The sequence below is a fragment of the Streptomyces sp. NPDC001668 genome, from assembly GCF_042893155.1.
Classification (GTDB): domain Bacteria; phylum Actinomycetota; class Actinomycetes; order Streptomycetales; family Streptomycetaceae; genus Streptomyces.
The window spans coordinates 167,447-186,979 of record NZ_JBIAUQ010000008.1 but is presented as its reverse complement, the minus strand read 5'-3'; the positions used below and the strand labels follow the sequence as shown (position 1 = coordinate 186,979).

18 protein-coding genes are annotated in these 19,533 nt (G+C 72.4%); 11 read left to right on the top strand and 7 right to left on the bottom strand.

The window, feature by feature from the left end; genetic code table 11:
• From ACFYZ8_RS25055 to ACFYZ8_RS25030, 6 genes are all read left to right on the top strand, one after another.
• Positions 1–1,059 (top strand): ABC transporter permease, encoded by a 1,059-nt coding sequence (locus tag ACFYZ8_RS25055; protein ID WP_388536109.1) that lies wholly within the window; start codon positions 1–3, stop codon positions 1,057–1,059.
• Positions 1,059–1,928 carry an ABC transporter permease gene (locus ACFYZ8_RS25050; RefSeq protein ID WP_359032015.1) on the top strand — a complete coding sequence of 290 codons (870 nt, stop codon included), beginning with the start codon at positions 1,059–1,061 and terminating at the stop codon, positions 1,926–1,928. Before ACFYZ8_RS25055 ends, ACFYZ8_RS25050 begins: the two co-directional genes overlap by 1 nt.
• Entirely contained in the window at positions 1,925–2,677 is a 753-nt protein-coding gene (locus tag ACFYZ8_RS25045; RefSeq protein WP_359032014.1) for a nucleoside phosphorylase, read from the top strand. The genes ACFYZ8_RS25050 and ACFYZ8_RS25045 overlap by 4 nt, the downstream gene beginning before the upstream one ends.
• The gene (locus tag ACFYZ8_RS25040; RefSeq protein WP_388536112.1) at positions 2,674–3,990 is read left to right on the top strand and encodes an amidohydrolase; all 1,317 of its coding nucleotides are present in this window, start codon (positions 2,674–2,676) and stop codon (positions 3,988–3,990) included. Before ACFYZ8_RS25045 ends, ACFYZ8_RS25040 begins: the two co-directional genes overlap by 4 nt.
• Before the next feature lie 46 nt (positions 3,991–4,036).
• Positions 4,037–4,708, top strand: coding sequence for a FadR/GntR family transcriptional regulator (locus ACFYZ8_RS25035; protein WP_359032012.1), 672 nt, complete (start codon positions 4,037–4,039; stop codon positions 4,706–4,708).
• A gap of 166 nt (positions 4,709–4,874) precedes the next feature.
• Entirely contained in the window at positions 4,875–5,873 is a 999-nt protein-coding gene (locus ACFYZ8_RS25030; RefSeq protein ID WP_359032011.1) for a PAC2 family protein, read from the top strand.
• Between the two features lie 39 nt (positions 5,874–5,912).
• Here ACFYZ8_RS25030 and ACFYZ8_RS25025 read toward each other — a convergent pair whose 3' ends face one another.
• Positions 5,913–6,845, bottom strand: coding sequence for an SMP-30/gluconolactonase/LRE family protein (locus ACFYZ8_RS25025; RefSeq protein WP_388536116.1), 933 nt, complete (start codon positions 6,843–6,845; stop codon positions 5,913–5,915).
• Between the two features lie 266 nt (positions 6,846–7,111).
• Between ACFYZ8_RS25025 and ACFYZ8_RS25020 the strand changes: the two genes are divergently transcribed.
• Both ACFYZ8_RS25020 and ACFYZ8_RS25015 read left to right on the top strand, forming a co-directional pair.
• Positions 7,112–8,821, top strand: a complete 1,710-nt coding sequence (locus ACFYZ8_RS25020) for a S8 family peptidase (RefSeq protein WP_388536119.1) — start codon at positions 7,112–7,114, stop codon at positions 8,819–8,821.
• Between the two features lie 49 nt (positions 8,822–8,870).
• The gene (locus ACFYZ8_RS25015) at positions 8,871–9,443 is read left to right on the top strand and encodes a hypothetical protein (RefSeq protein WP_388536122.1); all 573 of its coding nucleotides are present in this window, start codon (positions 8,871–8,873) and stop codon (positions 9,441–9,443) included.
• Between the two features lie 83 nt (positions 9,444–9,526).
• Here ACFYZ8_RS25015 and mshC read toward each other — a convergent pair whose 3' ends face one another.
• From mshC to ACFYZ8_RS24995, 4 genes are all read right to left on the bottom strand, one after another.
• Positions 9,527–10,756, bottom strand: coding sequence for a cysteine--1-D-myo-inosityl 2-amino-2-deoxy-alpha-D-glucopyranoside ligase (mshC, locus tag ACFYZ8_RS25010; RefSeq protein ID WP_359032007.1), 1,230 nt, complete (start codon positions 10,754–10,756; stop codon positions 9,527–9,529).
• A 101-nt stretch (positions 10,757–10,857) separates the two neighbouring features.
• On the bottom strand, positions 10,858–11,670 hold the full coding sequence (locus ACFYZ8_RS25005; RefSeq protein WP_359032006.1) for an SCO1664 family protein: 813 nt from the start codon (positions 11,668–11,670) through the stop codon (positions 10,858–10,860).
• Complete coding sequence (locus ACFYZ8_RS25000; protein WP_359032005.1) at positions 11,634–12,224, bottom strand: DUF3090 domain-containing protein; 591 nt, start codon at positions 12,222–12,224, stop codon at positions 11,634–11,636. Before ACFYZ8_RS25000 ends, ACFYZ8_RS25005 begins: the two co-directional genes overlap by 37 nt.
• Before the next feature lie 96 nt (positions 12,225–12,320).
• Positions 12,321–13,007 carry a histidine phosphatase family protein gene (locus tag ACFYZ8_RS24995; protein ID WP_359032004.1) on the bottom strand — a complete coding sequence of 229 codons (687 nt, stop codon included), beginning with the start codon at positions 13,005–13,007 and terminating at the stop codon, positions 12,321–12,323.
• 61 nt (positions 13,008–13,068) lie between these two features.
• Here ACFYZ8_RS24995 and corA point away from each other — a divergent pair, with 61 nt between their 5' ends.
• Complete coding sequence (gene corA / locus ACFYZ8_RS24990) at positions 13,069–14,064, top strand: magnesium/cobalt transporter CorA (RefSeq protein ID WP_359032003.1); 996 nt, start codon at positions 13,069–13,071, stop codon at positions 14,062–14,064.
• A gap of 7 nt (positions 14,065–14,071) precedes the next feature.
• Here the strand turns inward: corA and ACFYZ8_RS24985 are convergent, their stop codons facing one another.
• Entirely contained in the window at positions 14,072–14,860 is a 789-nt protein-coding gene (locus ACFYZ8_RS24985; RefSeq protein ID WP_359032002.1) for a ferritin-like domain-containing protein, read from the bottom strand.
• A gap of 227 nt (positions 14,861–15,087) precedes the next feature.
• Entirely contained in the window at positions 15,088–16,143 is a 1,056-nt protein-coding gene (locus tag ACFYZ8_RS24980) for an LLM class F420-dependent oxidoreductase (RefSeq protein ID WP_388536128.1), read from the bottom strand.
• A 174-nt stretch (positions 16,144–16,317) separates the two neighbouring features.
• Between ACFYZ8_RS24980 and ACFYZ8_RS24975 the strand changes: the two genes are divergently transcribed.
• Both ACFYZ8_RS24975 and ACFYZ8_RS24970 read left to right on the top strand, forming a co-directional pair.
• A complete protein-coding gene (locus tag ACFYZ8_RS24975; RefSeq protein WP_359032000.1) occupies positions 16,318–17,304 on the top strand; it encodes an aldo/keto reductase in 987 nt (328 codons plus the stop codon).
• On the top strand, positions 17,301–19,499 hold the full coding sequence (locus ACFYZ8_RS24970) for a helix-hairpin-helix domain-containing protein (protein WP_388536131.1): 2,199 nt from the start codon (positions 17,301–17,303) through the stop codon (positions 19,497–19,499). Before ACFYZ8_RS24975 ends, ACFYZ8_RS24970 begins: the two co-directional genes overlap by 4 nt.
• The last annotated feature ends 34 nt before the right edge of the window (positions 19,500–19,533 follow it).

Sequence of the window (19,533 nt, the reverse complement as noted above, 5' to 3'; positions counted from 1 at the left end):
ATGAACCAAGAACGCATCCAACGAGCCCTGCGCTCCCCCGTCACCTTCTCCGTGCTCGCGGGCGTCCTCATCGGCGCGCTCTTCCTCGTCGGCACCGGCGCGGACCCGCTCACGGCGTACCAGGCCGTCCTGACCGGCTCGCTCGGCGCGGACGGCATCGGCTCCACCCTGTCCACCGGCACCAGCGTGCTCGGCATGGCACTGGCGCTGGCGATCCCGCTGCGGGCCGGGCTGATCAACCTCGGCGGCGACGGTCAGATGGTGCTCGGCGGGATCACCGCGGCCGTCACCGGCCTGTACGCGCCGCTGCCCGCGCCCCTGACCGTCCTCCTGGCCCTCCTCGCGGGCATGGCGGCCGGCGCCGGGTACGCCGCACTGGCCGCCCTGTGCGAGAACCGTCTCGGCGTCCCGCTGCTGGTCAGCAGCCTGCTGCTGAGCTATCCGGCGGTCTCGCTCGCCTCCTACCTGGCCCGTTACCCGCTCAAGGAGCCCGGCTCCAGCCTCCCGCAGACCCGGGTGCTGCCCGACGGGGTGGCGCTGCCCGCGTTCGGCGACTCGACGGTCACGGTCGGCCTGCTGCTCGTCGTCCTCGCCGCGGCCGCCTACTGGTTCACGGACCGGCGCACCGCCTTCGGGTACGAGATCCGCATGACGGGTCTCAACGCCCGCTTCTCCGCGTACGCCGGTGTCGAACGCCGGGGCCTGACACTGAGGTTGATGTCGGTCTCCGGGGCGCTCGCCGGACTCGTGGGCGCGATCGGGGTGTTGAGCTTCCCCTACCGCTTCGTCGACGGCTCTCTCACCGCGCCGGGCTACACCTGGACCGGACTGACGGCCGCGCTGCTGGCGACGGCGGCCCCGATCGGCACGGTGATCTCGTCGTTCTTCTTCGCGGTCCTCCAGGTCGGCGGCCTCGCCATGGAGCGCACGACCGAGGTCCCGCGCGAGCTGACACAGGTGCTCCAGGCCATCGTGATCGTGTTCCTCGCGGCCCGACTGCGGTTCCCCGGACGGTGGTTCCCCGGCCGGCGGCTCAACCGCCGCAAGGAGGCGGTGTGATGTTCCTCGACTCCGATCTGCTGATGTCGGCGCTGCGCGCGCTCACCCCGATCCTGCTGGCCGCGCTCGGCGGCGCGATCTGCGAACGGGCGGGTGTGTTCAACATCGGCCTCGAAGGCATGATGCTGATGGGCTGTTTCACGTCGGTCGCCACCAGCTGGTTCACCGGCAGCGCCTGGCTCGGCGTGCTGGCCGCCGCCCTCGCGGCGGCCGCGTACTCGCTGATCCTGGCCGTGGGCGCGGTGACCCTGCGCGGGGACGCGGTCGTGCTGGGCGTGGCCATGAATCTCCTGGCGGTCGGTCTGACCGGCTTCCTGTTGCGTACGGTCTTCGGTGTGCAGGGCACTTTTGACGATCCGTCACTGGCCGGGCTGCCGTTGGTCGGTGGCTTCACGCCGCTCACCTATCTGTCGTGGGCGGCGGTCGCCGTGGCCGCGGTCCTGCTCTCACGGCATGTGTGGGGGCTCAGGCTGCGCGGGGTGGGCGAGGCCCCGGACGCGGCGGCGACGCTGGGGGTGAGCCCGGCGAAGTACAAGTACGCGGCCATCCTGGTCTCCGGAGTCCTCTGCGGGCTCGCCGGGGCCCAACTCGCCCTCGGCAACGTCACCTTGTTCACCGAGAACATGACGGCGGGCCGCGGCTGGATCGCGGTCGTCGCGGTCATGCTGGGCCGGGCCGCCCCCGTCGGAGTGCTGCTCGCCGCGCTGCTGTTCGGTCTCGCCGAGGCGGCCGGCTTCCGCCTCCAGGGCCTCGGCCTGCCCCAGCAGGCGACCGACGCCGCGCCCTACGTCGTCACGCTCGCCGCCCTCTTCCTCACGACGGCCCGCCGCCGTCGCCGTACCCCTTCCGCCTCCGGAGCCGCCTCATGAGCCAGGACCTGCTGCCCGTCACCCGCATACCCCGCACCGGCCTCCCGGCCCACGCCGTCGTGGTCGGTGACCCGGCCCGCGCGGCCGCCGTCGCCGGCCTCCTCGACGGTGCCGAGGAGGTGTCGTACCACCGCGAGTACCGCGTGTTCAGCGGGAGTTGGAAGGGCGTGCCGGTCACGGTCGCCTCGCACGGGGTGGGCGGTCCGGGAGCGATCCTGCTGTTCCAGGAGCTGGCGGACGCGGGGGTCCGCACGATCCTGCGGTTCGGTACGGCCGGCGCGATGAAGCCCGGGATCGGCGACGGCGATCTCGTCATCGCGGAGGCGGCCGTACGGGACGACGGGGTGACCCAGCAGTTGCTGCCGCCCGAGTACCCGGCGGTCTCGGCGCCCGAGGCGGTCCTGGCGCTCCAGCGTGCGGCCCGTGAGACCGGCGCCCCGCACCACCGGGGCATCGTGTGGACCCGGGCGGCCTTCCAGCCCGGCCTCATCCCCCTCTTCTCCTACGACGGCGCCGGGCTCGCCGCGATCGAGATGGAGCTGTCGGCGCTGCTGGTGACCGCCTCGCTGCGCGGTCTGGTCGCGGGCGGCGTGCTCGTGGTCGACGGGGCGAACGCGGACGAACTGGTCGACGACGAGGGCACCAGCGTGTACGACCCGCACCGGGAGGTCGTGGCGGCCGGTGTCGAGCGAGGTGCCGTCGTCTCCCTGGAGGCACTGCGGCTGCTCGCGGAGGGGGACGCGCTGTGACGATCGACCTGTTGGTGCACGGCGGTGACGTCCTGACGGTCGACGAGGCCGGAAGCGTGGTTCACAACGGGGCGGTCGCCGTCCACGAGGGCGAGATCGTCGCGGTCGGTCCGGCAGAAGAGCTGTGTACACGGTTCACAGCACAGGAGTCCATCGACGCGGACGGCTGCCTCGTGCTGCCCGGCCTCGTCAACACGCACACCCACCTGGCGATGACTCTTCTGCGGGGACGCGCGGACGACGTGACCCTCCAGCAGTTCCTGGAGCGGGTGCTGCCCGCCGAGGCCGAACTGCTCGCGCCGAAGAACGTGACGGCGGCCGTGCGGCTGGCGATCGCCGAGAGCGTGCGGGCCGGGGTGACCTCGGCGCTCGACATGTACTGGTTCCACGAGGCGGCCGAGCAGGCGGCCCGGGAAGCGGGCTGGCGGCTCCATTCGGGCCCCACCTTCATGGACGTACCGGAACCGCCCGACGGCTTGGAGTACGGGCAGCGGCTCGCGTGGGCCCGGCGTGACCTGGAGGCGCGCGGACCGGCCCGCCACGGCCGCCGTCCCGTCGTGTTCGCGCACTCCGCCTACACCCTCTCCCCCGACCAGCTCACCGAAATAGCCGCCCTGGCACGGGAGTTCGGGGCGCTGCTGCACATCCACGCGGCGGAGAACGCCACCGAGGTCGCCACCGTCGAGGTGCGGTACGGCAAGCGGCCGGTCGAACTGCTCGACTCGCTCGGCATCCTCGGCCCCGACCTGCTGCTCGCCCACGCCGTGGACCTCACGGGACCGGAGATCACGGCACTGGCCCGCACCGGCACCTCGGTGGCCCACTGTCCGGTCTCGAACCTGAAGCTGGGCTGCGGCATCGCGCCGGTGCCGCGGCTGCTGAGCGCCGGGGTGACCGTCGGGCTCGGCACGGACGGGGCCGTCAGCTCCAACTCGCTGGACGTGCTGGGAGCCGTACGGCAGGCGGCGCTCGTGCACAAGACGGGCGGTGACCCGACGGCGGTCGGCGCCGAACGGGCCGTACGCATGGCGACCGTCGAGGGAGCGCGGGCGCTGGGGCTCGGGGAGCACCTGGGGTCGCTGGAGGCGGGCAAGCGGGCCGACCTGATCGTGCTCGACCTGGACGCCCCGCATCTGCGGCCGCTGCACGACCCCTGGTCGACGCTGGCGTACGCGGCGCACTCCTCGGACGTACGGGACACCGTCGTGGACGGGCGGGTGCTGATGCGGGACCGTGAGCTGCGCACACTCGACGAGCGGGCGGTGATCGCGGATCTGGAGGCGCTCGTCCGGCCGGCCTCCATAATGAGCTGATACATCCGACGTCTCAGCGCACCGCGGGGCGAGAAGGAGGCGGGACATGGCTGTCACCGACGAGGCGATCGAGAAGATCAAGGGCATGATCGTCTCCGGCGCGCTGCGCCCCGGCGACCGGCTCCCCAAGGAGAGCGAGCTCGCCTCCGAGCTCGGGCTGTCCCGCAACTCGCTGCGCGAGGCCGTGCGGGCGCTGTCGCTGATCCGGATCCTGGACGTGCGACAGGGCGACGGCACCTATGTGACCAGCCTGGATCCGCAACTCCTGCTGGAGGCGCTGAGCTTCGTCGTGGACTTCCACCGCGACGACACGGTCCTCGAGTTCCTGGCCGTGCGCCGCATCCTGGAACCGGCCGCCACGGCGATGGCCGCGTCCCGGATCAGCGAGCAGCAGCTGGACGCGCTGACCGCCCAGTTGGACAAGCTCGGGGACAGCCCCTCGGTGGAGGAGCTGGTCGCCTGCGATCTCGACTTCCACCGCGGGATCGTGCAGAGCTCCGGCAACTCCGTGCTCTGCTCCCTCCTGGACGGCCTGTCCGGCCCCACCACCCGGGCCCGCATCTGGCGGGGCCTGACCCAGGAGGACGCGGTCAGCCGCACCCTCCACGAACACCGCGCGATCCTGGCGGCCCTGCGCGACCGGGACGGCGAGGCGGCCCGCTCGTGGGCGACCGTGCACATCGCGAGCGTGGAGCAGTGGCTGCGGTCCACGCTGTGAGAACCCTGCGCGAAGCCGCCCGGGCCGCACCGGAACGGGGGGTGTTCCGGGGTGGCGAACGGGGCAGTGATCCGTTCACTCCCCCGTGCAAGGGGGCTGCGGGCGCCCCCGCCGGACGCCGTAAGGTTGGTGCGTTAAGCGAGGGCACGTCGGAAGGAGGCGCTGGGTGATCGAGCTCGAGGGGGTTCCCGAGCTGATCGACCCGGTCATGGTGGCCGCGTTCGAGGGCTGGAACGACGCCGGCGACGCCGCCTCCACCGCGGTCGCGCATCTGGACAAGGAGTGGAAGGGCGAGGTGTTCGCGGCGCTCGACGCCGAGGACTACTACGACTTCCAGGTGAACCGTCCCACGGTGTGGCTGGACGGCGGAGTGCGCAAGATCACGTGGCCGACGACAAGGTTGTCGGTGGTCCGCGTCGGCGGTGACAAGCCGCGCGATCTCGTACTCGTCCGAGGTATCGAACCGTCGATGCGATGGCGCTCGTTCTGCAACGAGCTGCTGGGCTTCGCCCACGAACTGGGCGTGGAGCTGGTGGTGATCCTGGGCGCGCTGCTCGGCGACACCCCGCACACCCGACCGGTGCCGATCAGCGGGACCACGTCCGACGCGGACCTGGCCCGGCGGATGGACCTGGAGGAGACCAAGTACGAGGGCCCCACGGGCATCGTCGGCATCCTCCAGGAGGCCTGCACCCACGCGGGCGTGCCCGCGGTGTCGCTGTGGGCGGCCGTACCGCACTACGTGTCGCAGCCGCCGAACCCGAAGGCGACGCTGGCCCTCCTGAACCGTCTGGAGGACCTGATCGACGTGCGGATCCCGCTGGGCGAGCTGGCCGAGGACGCGCGCGCGTGGCAGGTGGGCGTGGACCAGCTGGCCGCCGAGGACAGCGAGGTCGCGGAGTACGTCCAGACGCTGGAGGAGGCCCGGGACACCGCGGAGCTGCCGGAGGCCTCGGGCGAGGCGATCGCCCGGGAGTTCGAGCGGTATCTGCGGCGCCGGGACGGCGGCCAGCCGGGTCAGCCGGGCGGTCACGCGACCGCCGACGGCAGTGACAGTTCGGCCTATCTGCGGGACGGCCCGGGCGGTCGTACGAAGCCTCCCAAGCCGCCGAAGCCGGACACCGGCACGGAGCCGGAGGACGGGGACGCCTCGTCGGAGGAGTGAGCCGGTGGGGGCGGTGCGCGCACCGCCCCCACCGCTCGTTCAGACCTGGTGCACCGCCACCGCGTCGTAGTCGGTGGTGGGCGTCGGCTCCACGTCGAAGCGCGCGTTGGGCAGGTAGAGCCGCTTCCCCCAGGCGGCGACCGTCGTCGGGATGCGGAAGCGCGGGTCGGTGATCCGGGTGATCGCGGTGCCCCGGGTGCCGGAGTCGTTCAGCCGGAACACGTCGATCGCGTTCTGCCGCTGCTGGACGGCGTAGAGGATCCGGCCGAGCAGCAACAGGCCGTCGCCGTTGGGGAGTTTCGCCCCGCCGAGGTCGACCGCGCGGGCGGCGCCGGTGCGCGGGTCGACCCGCATGAGGCCGCCGCCGTTCGCGAAGCCGTTCACCACGAGCAGGGCGCGGCCGTCGGGTGTGCGCTCGATGCCGTTGGCCGTGAAGTCGGGTCCCTGCTGCCAGTCCCCGGTCAGCGGTACGGTCTCCACCGCGCCCTTGGCCAGCTTGTACAGCACCGGCTTGAAGGAGTCGGTGAACCAGGCGGCGCCCGGGGTGAGGATCACGTCGTTCACGAAGGTGCCGCCGGTGGCGTACACCTGCTCCGTCTCACCGGAGCGGGCGTCGACGGTCCGGATCTCGCCGCTGGCGCCGCCGGCGAGGAAGAGTCTGCGGCCGTGCCGGTCGATCTTCAGGCCCACGGTCGGTCGCCCGGAGCCCTTCGCGACGATCCCGCCGCGGCCGGTGGCCAGGCTCGCCCGGTAGATGTCGCCGTTGGCGAGCGAGCCGAACCAGGCATCTGGCTGGGAGCCGATGGCGATGCCCTCGGGCTGGAAGCCGTCGGGCAGGGGGAACTGCGCGGGCCACGCGGCGTGCCGGGTTCCGGCCGCGTGCGCGGTGCCGCCGAGCAGGGTCGCCCCGGTCAGCGCGGCGGTCGTGGTCAGGAGTGTGCGACGTGCGAAGGAACGGTCTGGGGGTGCCACGGTGCGTCCTTCCGCCAGGGGGCCGGCGCACAGCCGGCCGAACATTCAAGCGACGCTCCCACCCCATCACATGACCGTTGCCCCCACAGCCTTTGGCCGGAATGCGGCGTGACATCGGTTTCCGGACGGATTGCACCCGTTACCCAATTCAACTTGTTTTCAAACCGAGTTGGCGAACGCGGGCTGGACGGGCCGCCGTTGTGGTGCTTGGTTGTCCCCCGGAAGGCACCCGCAGCACCCGCACGGACCGAAGGGAGCAGTACCCGATGACCGAGCAGGTACAGCCGCCACAGGGCCCGGGAGCCTCCGGGCCGGGCCCCGACGGAGCGGGATTCACCTACCGGGGAGCCGAAGAGGAACTGATCGTCGTCGCGCGCCCCGAGGCCCGGCTGCGTGCCGGGGCGGAGGGCGTCCGCTCGGCGGCCGGCGCCGACGTGTCGGCCCTCAACATGTTCCTCAGCGACGAACAGCTGGCTCTGGAGCCGCTGTTCGGCAGCGAGGAGCGCGTCCAGCAGCACATCGACGAAGGCGTGCCCGCTCTCGCGCGCTTCTACCGGGTGCGCGGCGGAGCGGACCGGGCGGCGGAACTGCGGGCCCGGATCGCCGCGTTGCCGGGCATCGACACGGCGTACGTCAAACCGCCCGCCGTGCCCGCGACGGTGGACGACGACCGCCGGCTGAAGGAAGGCGCGCCGGTCACCCCCGACTTCACCGGCCGGCAGGGCTATCTGCGCCCCGCCCCGGAAGGGATCGACGCCCACTGGGCCTGGCAGCGTCCCGGCGGGACGGGTCAGGGGGTGACCGTGATCGACGTCGAGGGCGCCTGGCAGCTGGGCCACGAGGACCTGGCCGCCAAGCTCGCCGGTGTGGTCGTCGGCACCCCGCTGACCGACCTGGCCTGGCGCAACCACGGCACCGCCGTGATCGGCGTCATCGGCGGCGACCCGGGCGAGCACGGGGTGACCGGGATCGTGCCGGAGGCGGTGACCGCTGCCGCGTCCTTCCAGGGCATCGGCACGGCGGCCGCGATCCAGGCGGCGGCCGACCGGCTGGGCCCGGGTGACATCGTGCTGGTCGGACTGCAGCGCCCGGGGCCGCGATTGGACCACGAGATGCGCGACGACCAGAAGGGGTACATCGCGATCGAGTGGTGGCCGGACGACTACGCGGCCGTGCGCTACGCGACCGCCAGGGGCGTCCTGGTCGTGGCGGCCGCGGGCAACGGCGGCGAGTCCCTCGACGACGCCGTCTACGAGCGCCGCCCCGACGAGTTCCCGCAGTGGTGGCGCAACCCGTTCAACCCCTCCAACCAGTCCTCGGGCGCCGTCCTGGTCGGCGCGGGCGCCCCGCCGCCCGGCACCCACGGCCGCGACCACGGCCCGGACCGCTCGCGCCTCGCCTTCTCCAACTACGGCGCGCGCGTGGACGCGCAGGGCTGGGGACGCGAGGTCACGACCACCGGCGGCTTCTGGGACAGGCCCGGCGACCTCCAGGGCGGGCCCGAGGAGATCGCCTGGTACACGGACACGTTCTCCGGGACCTCCTCCGCCTCCCCGGTGGTGGTCGGCGCGCTCGCGGCCCTCCAGGGCATGCTCAAGGCCGCAGGGCGGCCGCCGATGTCCCCGGAACACGCCCGTACGGTGCTGCGCGCCACGGGCTCCCCGCAGCAGGACGCCCCGGGCCGGCCCGCCTCGCAGCGGATCGGCAGCAGGCCCGACATCAAGGCCGCGGTCAGCCGGCTGCTGCCGGACGCGGTCGGCTCGGGCCGGGCCGAGCGGTACTGGGACGAACTCCTGCCCTATCCCCGTGAACTCCCGCCGCGCCTCAGGCTGTTCGTGGCCGGCGCCTGGCGCAACCTCAACCACCCGTCCCCCGACATCCGGCAGGCGGTGCACGCCGCCTTCGCGGGCGGACGGCCCGACGTCCGGGTGTGGTTCTCGGACGACGAGATCGTCGGCCTGGTGATCGCCGGCTGACGTTCCGGTACGGCAAGTCCCGTCACATCAAAGGGAAGGTGACACCCGTATGAGCATCACCCCGCAGATGGGCCAGCAGGGACAGCAACAGGGCCAGCAGTTCCCGACGACCTCGCCCTACCAGCAGCAGGGCTTCGGACAGCAGGGCTTCGGCACGGGCGCGGGCTCCATGGAGCAGCTCCAGCAGCTCGGCCGGCAGCAGCCGTTCCAGCAGCTATTGCAGCAGCTGGGCGGTCAGCAGATGGGCGGCCAGCAGCAAGAGCAGCAGCCCTTCGGTCAGTCGCAGCAGCAGGACCAGCAGGCGCAGCAGCAGGAGCGCCAGGTGCAGCAGGAGCTGACGCAGCTCGCGCAGCAGGTGGTCCAGCAGATCATCCAGCAGGTGCAGGCGCAGGCCCTCGCCTCGGGTGTGGCGAACGGCTTCATCGACATCGTGCACCCGCTCCAGGGCCAGCCCCAGCAGGTCTTCCTGCGGATCAACGGCCAGTTCCGGGTCCTGAACAACCCGGGCCCGCAGATCCACCAGCAGATCCAGGAGGCGTTCGCCTTCGGTCACCAGGTGGTCGGCGTCTGGGACATCCAGTCCCCGAACGTCCTGCGCAGCGTACGGATCCAGCGGATCTGACGGACGGCTGAAAGTAGCTCGAAGAAGAAAGGGCGAAGGGGCGTTTCCTCCGCGCGGAGGAAACGCCCCTTCATCACGTCCCTCTACAGGGCCACGCCGAGCAGCGCGTCCACCGCGCGCGTCACCACACCGGGCGCCCCGATGTCGGTACCGCCCCGCTCCTCCTGTTCGGCGGCCCAGCGGTCCACGGCGTCCAGCGCGGCGGGTGCGTCCAGGTCGTTGGAGAGGGCCGCGCGGATCTCCTCGACGAGCGCCTCGGCGGAGGGGCCGTCGGGCCGGGAGACGGCGGCACGCCAGCGGCCGAGGCGGTCCACGGCGTCCTGGAGGACCTGGTCGGTCCACTCCCAGTCGGCCCGGTAGTGGTGGGCGAGCAGCGCGAGCCGGATGGCGGCGGGGTCGACGCCCTCGCGCCGCAGCTGCGACACGAAGACCAGGTTGCCCTTGGACTTGGACATCTTCTCGCCGTCGAGGGCGACCATGCCGGCGTGGACGTACGCCTTGGCCATGGGGAACTCGCCGGTCAGCACCTGGGCGTGGGAGGCGCCCATCTCGTGGTGCGGGAAGGCGAGGTCGGAGCCGCCGCCCTGGACGTCGAAGGTCATGCCGAGGTGGTCGAGGGCGATGGCGACGCACTCGATGTGCCAGCCGGGGCGTCCCCGGCCCAGCGAGGCGCCGTCCCAGCTGGGCTCGCCCTCGCGGGCGGCCATCCACAGCATCGGGTCGAGGGGGTTCTTCTTGCCCGGGCGGTCCGGGTCGCCGCCGCGCTCGGCGGACAGCAGCCGCATGGCGGCCGCGTCGAGGTTCGAGACCCTGCCGAAGTTCGGGTCGGACTCGACGGAGAAGTAGACGTCCCCTTCGAGCTCGTACGCGGCACCCGCGTCGCGCAGCCGCTCGACGAGCGGCACGATCCCGGGTATCGCCTCGACCGCGCCGATGTAGTGCTGCGGCGGCAGCATCCTGAGGGCGGTCATGTCCTCGCGGAAGAGGGCCGTCTCCTTCTCGGCGAGGGCGGCCCAGTCGACGCTGTCCCGCTCGGCGCGCTCCAGGAGCGGGTCGTCGATGTCGGTGACGTTCTGGACGTAGTGAACCTGACGCTTCGTGTCGAGCCACACGCGCTGCACGAGGTCGAACGCGTTGTAGGTCGCCGCGTGCCCCATGTGGGTGGCGTCGTACGGCGTGATGCCGCAGACGTAGAGACGGGCGACGGGACCGGGGTCGAGGGAGACCAGACCGCCGGTCGCGGTGTCGTGGATCCTCAGGTCGCGGCCCTGACCAGGCAGGGCGGGGACCTCGGAAGCGGGCCAGGCATGCATGTCATGAGCCTAACCGGACGGATGTTCCGTATACGAACCGGACCGGGCCGGATGGCCGGTTCGGCCTTCTTGCGCGGTACGGCACGGTGTGCAGTGTCCCGCTAAACGGGCGGCCAGGGAATGGCCGGCCACTCGCCGCTCGGTTCGGGGTGCTTCCCGGAGTCCAGCAGGGCGTCGACACGCGCGCGCGTGGCGTCGAGTTCGGCGGGGGTGATCAGGGCGGTCAACCGGGTGCCCAGCGCGCCCGAGAGCGCCTCCTTGAGACCCTTCAGGACGTCGACCGCCTCCCCGGTCAAAGGCTCACCCGCCCAGCCCCACAGCAGGGTGCGCAGCTTGTTCTCGGTGTTGAAGGTCACTCCGTGGTCGATGCCGTACAGGCGGCCGCCGTCGGCGGGCAGCAGATGACCGCCCTTGCGGTCCGCGTTGTTGATCACCGCGTCGAGGACGGCGAGCCTGCGCAGCCGCTCGTCGTCGGCGTGCACCAGCAGAGCGGTCCTGCCCTCGCCGACCTCGGCGAAGCCGATGGCCTTCCAGCCCGGCTCGGGCTCCTCGGCGTCGACCAGGGCGAGCAGTTCGCTGCCCGGCACGCCCTCGATCCACAGCTGGCACATGCCCTCGCCGAAGGGCCCGTCCCGCAGCACGGTGGTCGGCACCAGGCCCCAGCCGGTCGCCTCGGACACCTCGTACGCGGCGACCTCGCGCTGGGCGAGGGTGCCGTCCGGGAAGTCCCACAGCGGTCTCTCGCCGCGGACCGGCTTGTAGACGCAGAAGGCCTCCTGGCCCTCGTACGCGACGGAGCAGTGCAGCACCGCGTTGGAGGCGTCCCGGATCTGCCCGCGTACCGTCAGCTCACCCCGGGCGAGCAGCTCTGCCGTGGTCACGCTCCGCGGCGGTATCCGTTCTGGCGCGGACATACGTGTCCTTCCGGGTCGAGCGGGAGGCTGCACAGCGGGCACGGCGGCCGCCCCGCGTTGACGACGTCCAGGGCGCGCTTGGCGAAGGCTCTGGCCTGCGCGCCGGTGAGCCGGACCCGCAGCATCGGGGGTCCGTTCTCCTCGTCCTGGAGGAGCTTCTCCTCGGCCTCGGCGAGGTCCTCCTCGGACTCGGCCTCCAGCTCCACGAGGGCCTGCGCCTCGACGATCATGCGCTGCTCCTCGCCGTCCCAGGCGAGCGCCATGGTGCCGACCCGGAACTCCTCCTCGATGGGGGTGTCGAGGGGCGCGGTGTCGGCGACGTCGGTGGGCGGCACGGCCGGTACGGAGGCGCTGCCGCCGCTGCGGCGCACGACCTCGTCCAACAGCTCGTCCATCCGCTCGGCGAGGGCGGCCACCTGCGTCTTCTCCAGGGCCACGCTGGTCACTCGGGGGCCGGCCGTGGCCTGGAGGAAGAACGTACGGCGCCCGGGCAGTCCGACCGTGCCGGCCACGAAGCGGTCCGGCGGGTCATAGAGGAACACCTGACGGGACACGTCCTGTCTCCATTGGATTCGTGAGTACGGGAACGACGGGAACGTCCATGTGCGAACGCGCGTGAGTGAACCGCTTCACCCTACTGCGCCCGACGATCACGGTGCGCCCGCACCACCACCGACCGGGGCGTCGCCGCCCGCGGCCTCCTCGCGGGGCACCAGGGAGGCGAAGTCACCGGTGTCGCCGAGGCGGACGAGGAACGGCCTCAGCCGGGTGTAGCGGATGACGGTGACGGAACACGGTTCGACGGAGATCCTCTGGAAGAGGTCGAGGTGAAGTCCGAGGGCGTCGGCGACGAGCGACTTGATGATGTCGCCGTGCGAGCACATCAGGTAGACGGCGTCGGCGCCGTGATCGCGCTCCACGCGCGCGTTCCACTCGCGTACGGCCTCCGCCGCGCGTGTCTGCATCGCCCGCATGGACTCGCCGCCCGGGAACGCGGCCGCCGAGGGGTGGGCCTGGACGACCTCCATGAGCGGCTCGTCCATGAGCTCGGCGAGCTTGCGGCCGGACCAGTCGCCGTAATGGCACTCGCCGATGCGCTCGTCGCTGTGCACGGGGAGACCGGGCCGGGCGTCGAGCAGCGGCTGGATCGTCTCCTGGCAGCGCTGGAGGGGGCTGGCGACGACCTCGGAGATCGGCACCCCTTCGAGCCGTCCGGGCAGCGAGGCGGCCTGGGCGGTGCCGCGCTCGTCCAGGGCGACCCCGGGCGTCCACCCGGCGAGCAGCCCTTCGGTGTTCGCGGTGGACCGTCCGTGTCTGACAAGGATCAACGTGGGCATGCGGCAAGGGTAGGCGTACGCCGGAATGCAATGTCTTGCGAGCGACGGGAGAACACGCTCCGTGATCGTCGACTGTGCCATATACCGGGAGGGGCACCGGACCGAGGGGCCCGAGGACCTGTCCGACGCGCTGGACCAGGCGCGGTCGGCGGGCGGGTTCGTGTGGATCGGTCTGCACGAGCCGTCGGAGAACGAGTTCGAGCTGGTCACCAAGGAGTTCGGACTCCATCCGCTGGCGGTGGAGGACGCCCTCAAGGCGCATCAGCGGCCCAAGCTGGAGGTCTACGACGACTCGCTGTTCGTGGTCCTCAAGCCGGTGGTGTACGAGCCGGAGAGCGACACCGTGTCCACGGGCGAGGTGATGCTGTTCCTCGGCGACGGGTTCGTGGTGACGGTCCGTCATGGTGTGGGGTCGCCGCTGAAGGCCGTGCGCGACCGCCTGGAGCACGAGCCGAAGCTGCTCGGCAAGGGGCCCACCGCGGTGCTGTACGCGGTGGCGGACGCCGTCGTGGACCACTACCTGGAGGTGGCGACGGAGCTCGGGACCGACCTGGAGGAGCTGGAGGCGGAGGTGTTCTCGCCGGACGGCGGGGGTTCCCGGAACACCGCGTCGCGGATCTACACCTTCAAGCGGCAGATCCTGGAGTTCCGCCGGGCCACCGTCCCGCTCTCGATGCCGCTGACCCGGCTCGCGGGCGTGGGGGCGTACGGCGGGACGGTGCCGTTCGTGAACGACAGGGCGCGGCCCTTCTTCCGGGACGTCAACGACCATCTCGCGCGCGTGAACGAGTCGGTGGAGGGCCTGGACCGGCTGGTGTCGGACGTGCTGTCGGCGCATCTCGCGCAGATGAGCGTCCGGCAGAACGACGACATGCGGAAGATCTCCGCGTGGGCGGCCATGGCCGCGATCCCCACGATGATCGCGGGGATCTACGGCATGAACTTCGAGCACATGCCCGAGCTGCACTGGGTGTGGGCGTACCCGGCGGTGATCGCGTTGATGGCCGTGCTGGAAGTGCTGCTGTACCGGACGTTCAAGCGGCGGGGCTGGCTGTAGCGGGCGCTCAGGCGAACTCGGGGGCGGAGGTGGCGGGTCCGCCGAGGGCGTTGCGGCGCTCCGGCGGCCTCAGGGAGACCATGCGGCGCCAGCCCGCGGCGCGTTCGTAGGCGTAGACACCGTGGATGCCCGCGGCGAGGGCGGCGGACTTGGCCCGGGACCAGCCCAGGATGCGCCCCATGTGAGCCATCACCGCGAGGCTGACGTCCCGGTAGACGCGGATCTCGGCCAGCGCGCACTCCCTGAGGGTGCGCTGGATCGCGCGGCCGTGCCCGGCGTGGGCGAAGCGCAGCAGTTCCTCGTGGCAGTAGGCGAGGTGGTTGTCCTCGTCGCCCGAGATCATCCGCACCGCACGGCCGAGATCGGGGTGGTCGGCGAAATGCCTGCGCAGCAGTTCCATCTGCTCGGAGGCCCGCTGCTCGGTGACCCGGCTGTGGGCGAGGTAGGTGACGATGTCGTGCACGGTCAGCGGCTCGTCGCTCCTGAGCTTGTCGTGGGCGAGACCGATGCCGTGCCGCTCCAGGAGCATCGTGTAGTCCGTGTCCGGAGGTACGGGGACCGGTTCGAGGCCGCGCTTCCTCATCAGGGCGTGGAAGATCCGCCCGTGCTTGTCCTCGTCGGCGCCGTGCCGGGCGATCTTGGGGGCGAGTGCGCGCTCGTCCGGCGGCACGAGCGCGGCGATCCGGGCGTTCTCCCAGCCGCCCTGCGACTCCCCGCTGGCGGCGATGGAGCAGAACAGCCGGAAGGACTCGTCGTGGTCGAGGATCTCCTGGAACAGGCTCTTGGCCGAAAGCATCGTGGGGCACCTCTCTGCCGGACTCCGCGGCCATCCGCAAAGAACGAGTCAAATGCGGCAAGAGGGGTGCTGCAACAGCTGTGTCGGACAACTCCGCCAAAAGGAGGACCACCGGGGTCACTACGGGGGCGTAACCGCGCGGGCGCGGGCGCGTTGAGTCATGTGACGGCCGTGGCGGGGAGGACCCCCGAGCCCCCACCACGGCCGTAGAGCTTCTCCGAGAGCGGTCAGGCGAGGCCCGCGCGCTCCAGGGCCTCCGTGCCGGCCCGGAGGGAGGCGAGGCGCTCGTCGAGGGTGAAGCCGGCGGGGGCCAGGGTGAGGGTGGTGACGCCGGCCGCCGCGTACTCCCTCATGCGGTCCGCGATGCGGTCCACGGAGCCGAGCAGCGTCGTCTTGTCGATCAGGTCGTGCGGGATGGCGGCCGCGGCGCCCTCCTTGTCGCCGGCCAGGTACTTGTCCTGGATCTCGGCGGCCGCCGCCTCGAAGCCCATGCGCTGGGCGAGCTGGTTGTAGAAGTTCTGCTTGCGGCTGCCCATACCGCCCACATAGAGCGCGGTGTAGGGGCGGAAGATGTCGGCGAGCGTGCTGACGTCCTTGTCCTCACCGAGGACGAGGGGGACGGTCGGGGCGATGTCGAACCCGTCGAGGGTCTTGCCCGCCTTCTCGCGTCCGGCGCGCAGATGCCGGATCGCGGTGTCCTCCAGGTGCTCGGCGGAGGGGAAGATCAGCAGGGCGCCGTCGGCGATCTCGCCGGTCTGCTCCAGGTTCTTCGGGCCGATCGCGGCGATGTACAGCGGGATGTGCTCGCGCTCGGGGTGCACCGTCAGCTTGATCGGCTTGCCGGGGCCGCCGGGCAGGGGCAGCGTCCAGTGCTGTCCCTCGTAGGACAGGCGCTCGCGCGACATGGCCTTGCGCACGATCTCGACGTACTCACGCGTGCGTGCCAGCGGCTTGTCGAACTTGACGCCGTACCAGCCCTCGGAGACCTGCGGGCCCGAGACCCCGAGGCCGAGGCGGAAGCGGCCGCCGGAGAGGGAGTCGAGGGTCGCCGCGGTCATCGCGGTCATCGCCGGCTGGCGGGCCGGGATCTGGAAGATGGCCGAGCCCACGTCGATGCGCTCGGTCTGGGCGGCGACCCAGGTGAGCACGGTGGCCGCGTCCGAGCCGTAGGCCTCGGCGGCCCAGCAGACGGCGTATCCGAGCCGGTCGGCCTCCTGGGCGACGGCGAGATTGTCCGCGTCCATTCCGGCGCCCCAGTAGCCGAGGTTGATCCCGAGCTGCATGGCCGATTCCCCTTACCGATCAGTAACGTCCTTGTCGCCAGACCTTAGCGCGACGGGGCTCGCCGGGGCAGGTCGCGGCCCGTGCCGTGAGGGGGCGCGATTGCCGCGCAGCTGTCCGAATCCGTTGTCCACAGGCCCCCACGCGACAGGTTCTGGCCAGTAATCTCGGCGTCCATGGAGCAGAGGCATCTCGGCCGGACCGGCCTGCGTGTGTCCCGCATCGGGCTCGGCACCCTCACCTGGGGCAGGGACACCGACGAACACGACGCGGCGGACCTCCTGAAAACATTCTGGGAGGCGGGCGGGACACTGGTCGACACGGCTGACGTGTACGGCGACGGGGAGGCCGAGTACCTGCTCGGACGCCTCATAGAAGGCCTGGTCCCGCGCCGGGACCTGGTCATCTCCACGAAGGCGGGCAGCGTGCCCGACCCGCAGATCCGCGTCGACGGCTCGCGCGGCCATCTGCTCTCCGCGCTGGACGACTCCCTGGCCCGGCTCGGCACGGACTACGTGGACGTGTGGCACATCCACTCCTACGACCCCCGCACCCCGCTGGAGGAGACGCTCGGAGCCCTCGACCTGGCCGTCAGCAGCGGCCGTGCCCGCTATGCCGGAGTCTCCGACTTCTGCGGCTGGCAGCTCGCCAAGGCGGGCACCTGGCAGCTGGCGGCGCCGGGGACGCGGACCCGGCTGGCCGCCACACAGTTGGAGTACTCGCTGCTGCAGCGCGGGATCGAGCGGGAGGTGCTGCCGGCCGCGCTCGATCTGGGCATCGGGCTGCTGCCGTCCTCGCCGCTGGGGCGCGGGGTGCTGACCGGCAAGTACCGGGGGAACACCACTCCGGCCGACTCGCGGGGCGCCTCGGAGCATCTCGCGCCGTTCGTCGCGCCGTACCTCGACGACACCGCTGGCCGCATCGTGGACGCGGTGACCACGGCGGCCGACGGGCTCGCGGTGACGCCGCTCCAGGTGGCCCTCGCGTGGGTCAGGGACCGGCCGGGGGTGACCGCGCCGATCGTCGGCGCGCGCAACTCGCAGCAGCTCACGGCGGCATTGTCAGTGGAGGCCCTTAGTCTTCCTGACGAGATCTGCCGGGCGCTCGACGATGTGTCGGCGCCCGTGCACCGCTATCCCGATCACGACTGGAGCACGCTGTGAGCACGGAGCCGGAGCCCACGGAGGAGACCGAGCCGGGGACGCGGGAGGCCGCGCCGGAGCCGGAGAGCACCGCCGGCGCCGGGGCCGACGAGGGCGTGAGCGAGGCGTCCCCGGACGGCGAGGGCGCTGCCACCGACGGTGACGCGGAGGGTGCGGCCAAGGCGCGGTTGTCCGAGGCCGAGGCCGAGTTGGCGGCGCAGCGGATCGAGCGGGAGCGGATCGCCCGGCGGAAGGCCGAGAAGCAGGGGCCCGTCGAGAGCGGTACCAAGCTCAGCGGCAAGGCGGCCGATCTGCTGGCCGCGGTACGGGCGGTGGAGAGCGGGGCGAAGCCCGTGGCCGCCGTCTTCAGCGAGCCCGAACCACCGCGCAGGCCCGCCGAGGAGCCGGTGCGGCCCCGGCCGGTGTCGGCGCAGGCGGCCGGAGGCGCGGGGGCGGTCGGTGTCCCCGGTGCCGTCGGCGTGAGCGCACCCGAGACCGTGGCGGCCGTACGGCGTGTGCTGGCCGAGGGCGGGGCGCCGGAGGCCCTCGCGCCGCAGGTCGCCGCCGCCCTCGGGGACGGGGCCGACGCCGGACTGCGGGCGGATCCCTGGCAGTTGCTGCGGGTCACGGGCGTACGGCCCGAGCAGGCCGACGGGTTCGCGCGGGCGCTGCTCGGCGCGGACTGCGCCCCGGACGACGAGCGGCGGGGGCGTGCGGTCACCGTCTGGCTCCTGGAGCAGGCGGCGCTGGCCGGGCACACCGTGCTGGAGATGCCGGCGCTCACCGCGGCGCTGGCCCAGCGGGGCGTGCCGGACGCCGAGGGGGCCGTACAGAGCACGATCGCCGAGGCCGAGGCGCTGGTCTTCCAGGACGCCCTGGACCCGGCGGCCCCGGAGCCCGCGGAGGACGACGAGGAGGGGGCGGAGCGGCCGGTCCGGGTCCTGGTCGGGCTCGAGCGGTACGCCCTCGCGGAGGAGAGCCTCGCCGACGGACTGGCCCGGCTGATCAACTCCGTGCCCAAGGAGGACGGTTCGGCCGAGGACTGGGAGCGCGCGGCCGCGTCGGCCAAGGGTTCGGCCGCCGAGCTGATCCGCGCGGTCGCGGCGGGCGGCCTGGTCCTGCACACCGGGGGCGAGGCGTCCCTGGCGGAACCGGCGGCGCTGCTGGCGGCGGCGCGCGGGCTCGGGTTGCGGGCGTGGGCGGCCACGCACAGTCCACTGGGCCGCGACCGCTTCGGCGCCCTGCTCGAAACCGACGCCCCCACGAGGACCGTCGCCACCGTCGCCGGGCTGCTCTCCGGCGCCGAGGGGCCCGGTCGGGATGCCGACGGGGCGTTCGACCTGGACCTGCTGGTCGTGCTCGACGCGCCTCAGCTGGACGTCGAGACGGCCGCGCTGCTCGTGGAGTCGTTGCCGGACGGGGCGCGGCTGGTGCTGGCCGGGGATCCGGCGGTGCTGTGGTCGGCGGGGCCCGGGCGGGTGTTCGCGGATCTGCTCGCCGCGCGGATCTGTCCGCAGATCGCCTCGCGCAGGCCGGACCCCGGCCCGCTGGGCGAGCTGGTCTCCGGCATCGGCATCGGTGAGCTGAACCAGGTCGAGGCCCCCGGCAAGGAGGTCGTGATCGTGCCGGTGCGGGACGCGGGCGAGGCCGTGCACCGGACCGTGCAGCTGGTCGCGGACTCGGTGCCGCGGGCGATCGGGGTCCCCGCCGAACAGACCCAGGTGATCACCCCGGGCCACGGCGGCGCGGCGGGCACCCGCGTGCTCAACGCGGCCCTGAAGGAACGCCTCAATCCGGGCCCCGGCCGCTTCGGCGGATTCGACCCCGGTGACCGCGTCGCCTACTCCCCCGTCCCGGGCCGTACGCTCCCGGGGCACGTGGTGAAGGCCGACGCGGAAGGACTGCACCTGACCTGCGCCGGTGAGGCCGTGGTCGTACCGAAGGAGCGCGTGGAGCAGTCCGTGCGGCACGGCTGGGCCATGACGGCACACCAGGCGGTGGGCGGGCGCTGGCCGGCGGTGGTGGCGGTGCTGCCGGGCGACGCCACTGGGGCCCTGAGCCGCCCCTGGGTCTACACGGCGTTCGGCACGGCCGCGCGCCACCTCTCCGTGGTCCAGGGCGCCGAACAGGCGCTCCCGAGGGCGGTCGCCGAGATCCCGGCCAAGCCCCGCACGACGAGGCTGCCCACTCTCCTGGCAACACCGACGTCCGCCTGACGCGCCCACGGACCCGCAGCCGGTCACCTGCGGA

Bases quoted from the DNA above. Each gene is read 5' to 3' on its own strand.
- ACFYZ8_RS24995 (WP_359032004.1), bottom strand. From the start codon at position 13,007: ATGCCCACGTTGATCCTTGTCAGACACGGACGGTCCACCGCGAACACC.
- ACFYZ8_RS25045 (WP_359032014.1), top strand. From the start codon at position 1,925: ATGAGCCAGGACCTGCTGCCCGTCACCCGCATACCCCGCACCGGCCTC.
- ACFYZ8_RS25020 (WP_388536119.1), top strand. From the start codon at position 7,112: ATGACCGAGCAGGTACAGCCGCCACAGGGCCCGGGAGCCTCCGGGCCG.
- ACFYZ8_RS24980 (WP_388536128.1), bottom strand. From the start codon at position 16,143: ATGCAGCTCGGGATCAACCTCGGCTACTGGGGCGCCGGAATGGACGCG.
- ACFYZ8_RS24985 (WP_359032002.1), bottom strand. From the start codon at position 14,860: ATGCTTTCGGCCAAGAGCCTGTTCCAGGAGATCCTCGACCACGACGAG.
- ACFYZ8_RS25050 (WP_359032015.1), top strand. From the start codon at position 1,059: ATGTTCCTCGACTCCGATCTGCTGATGTCGGCGCTGCGCGCGCTCACC.
- ACFYZ8_RS25005 (WP_359032006.1), bottom strand. From the start codon at position 11,670: ATGTCCGCGCCAGAACGGATACCGCCGCGGAGCGTGACCACGGCAGAG.
- ACFYZ8_RS25055 (WP_388536109.1), top strand. From the start codon at position 1: ATGAACCAAGAACGCATCCAACGAGCCCTGCGCTCCCCCGTCACCTTC.
- ACFYZ8_RS25035 (WP_359032012.1), top strand. From the start codon at position 4,037: ATGGCTGTCACCGACGAGGCGATCGAGAAGATCAAGGGCATGATCGTC.
- ACFYZ8_RS24975 (WP_359032000.1), top strand. From the start codon at position 16,318: ATGGAGCAGAGGCATCTCGGCCGGACCGGCCTGCGTGTGTCCCGCATC.
- mshC (WP_359032007.1), bottom strand. From the start codon at position 10,756: ATGCATGCCTGGCCCGCTTCCGAGGTCCCCGCCCTGCCTGGTCAGGGC.
- ACFYZ8_RS25015 (WP_388536122.1), top strand. From the start codon at position 8,871: ATGAGCATCACCCCGCAGATGGGCCAGCAGGGACAGCAACAGGGCCAG.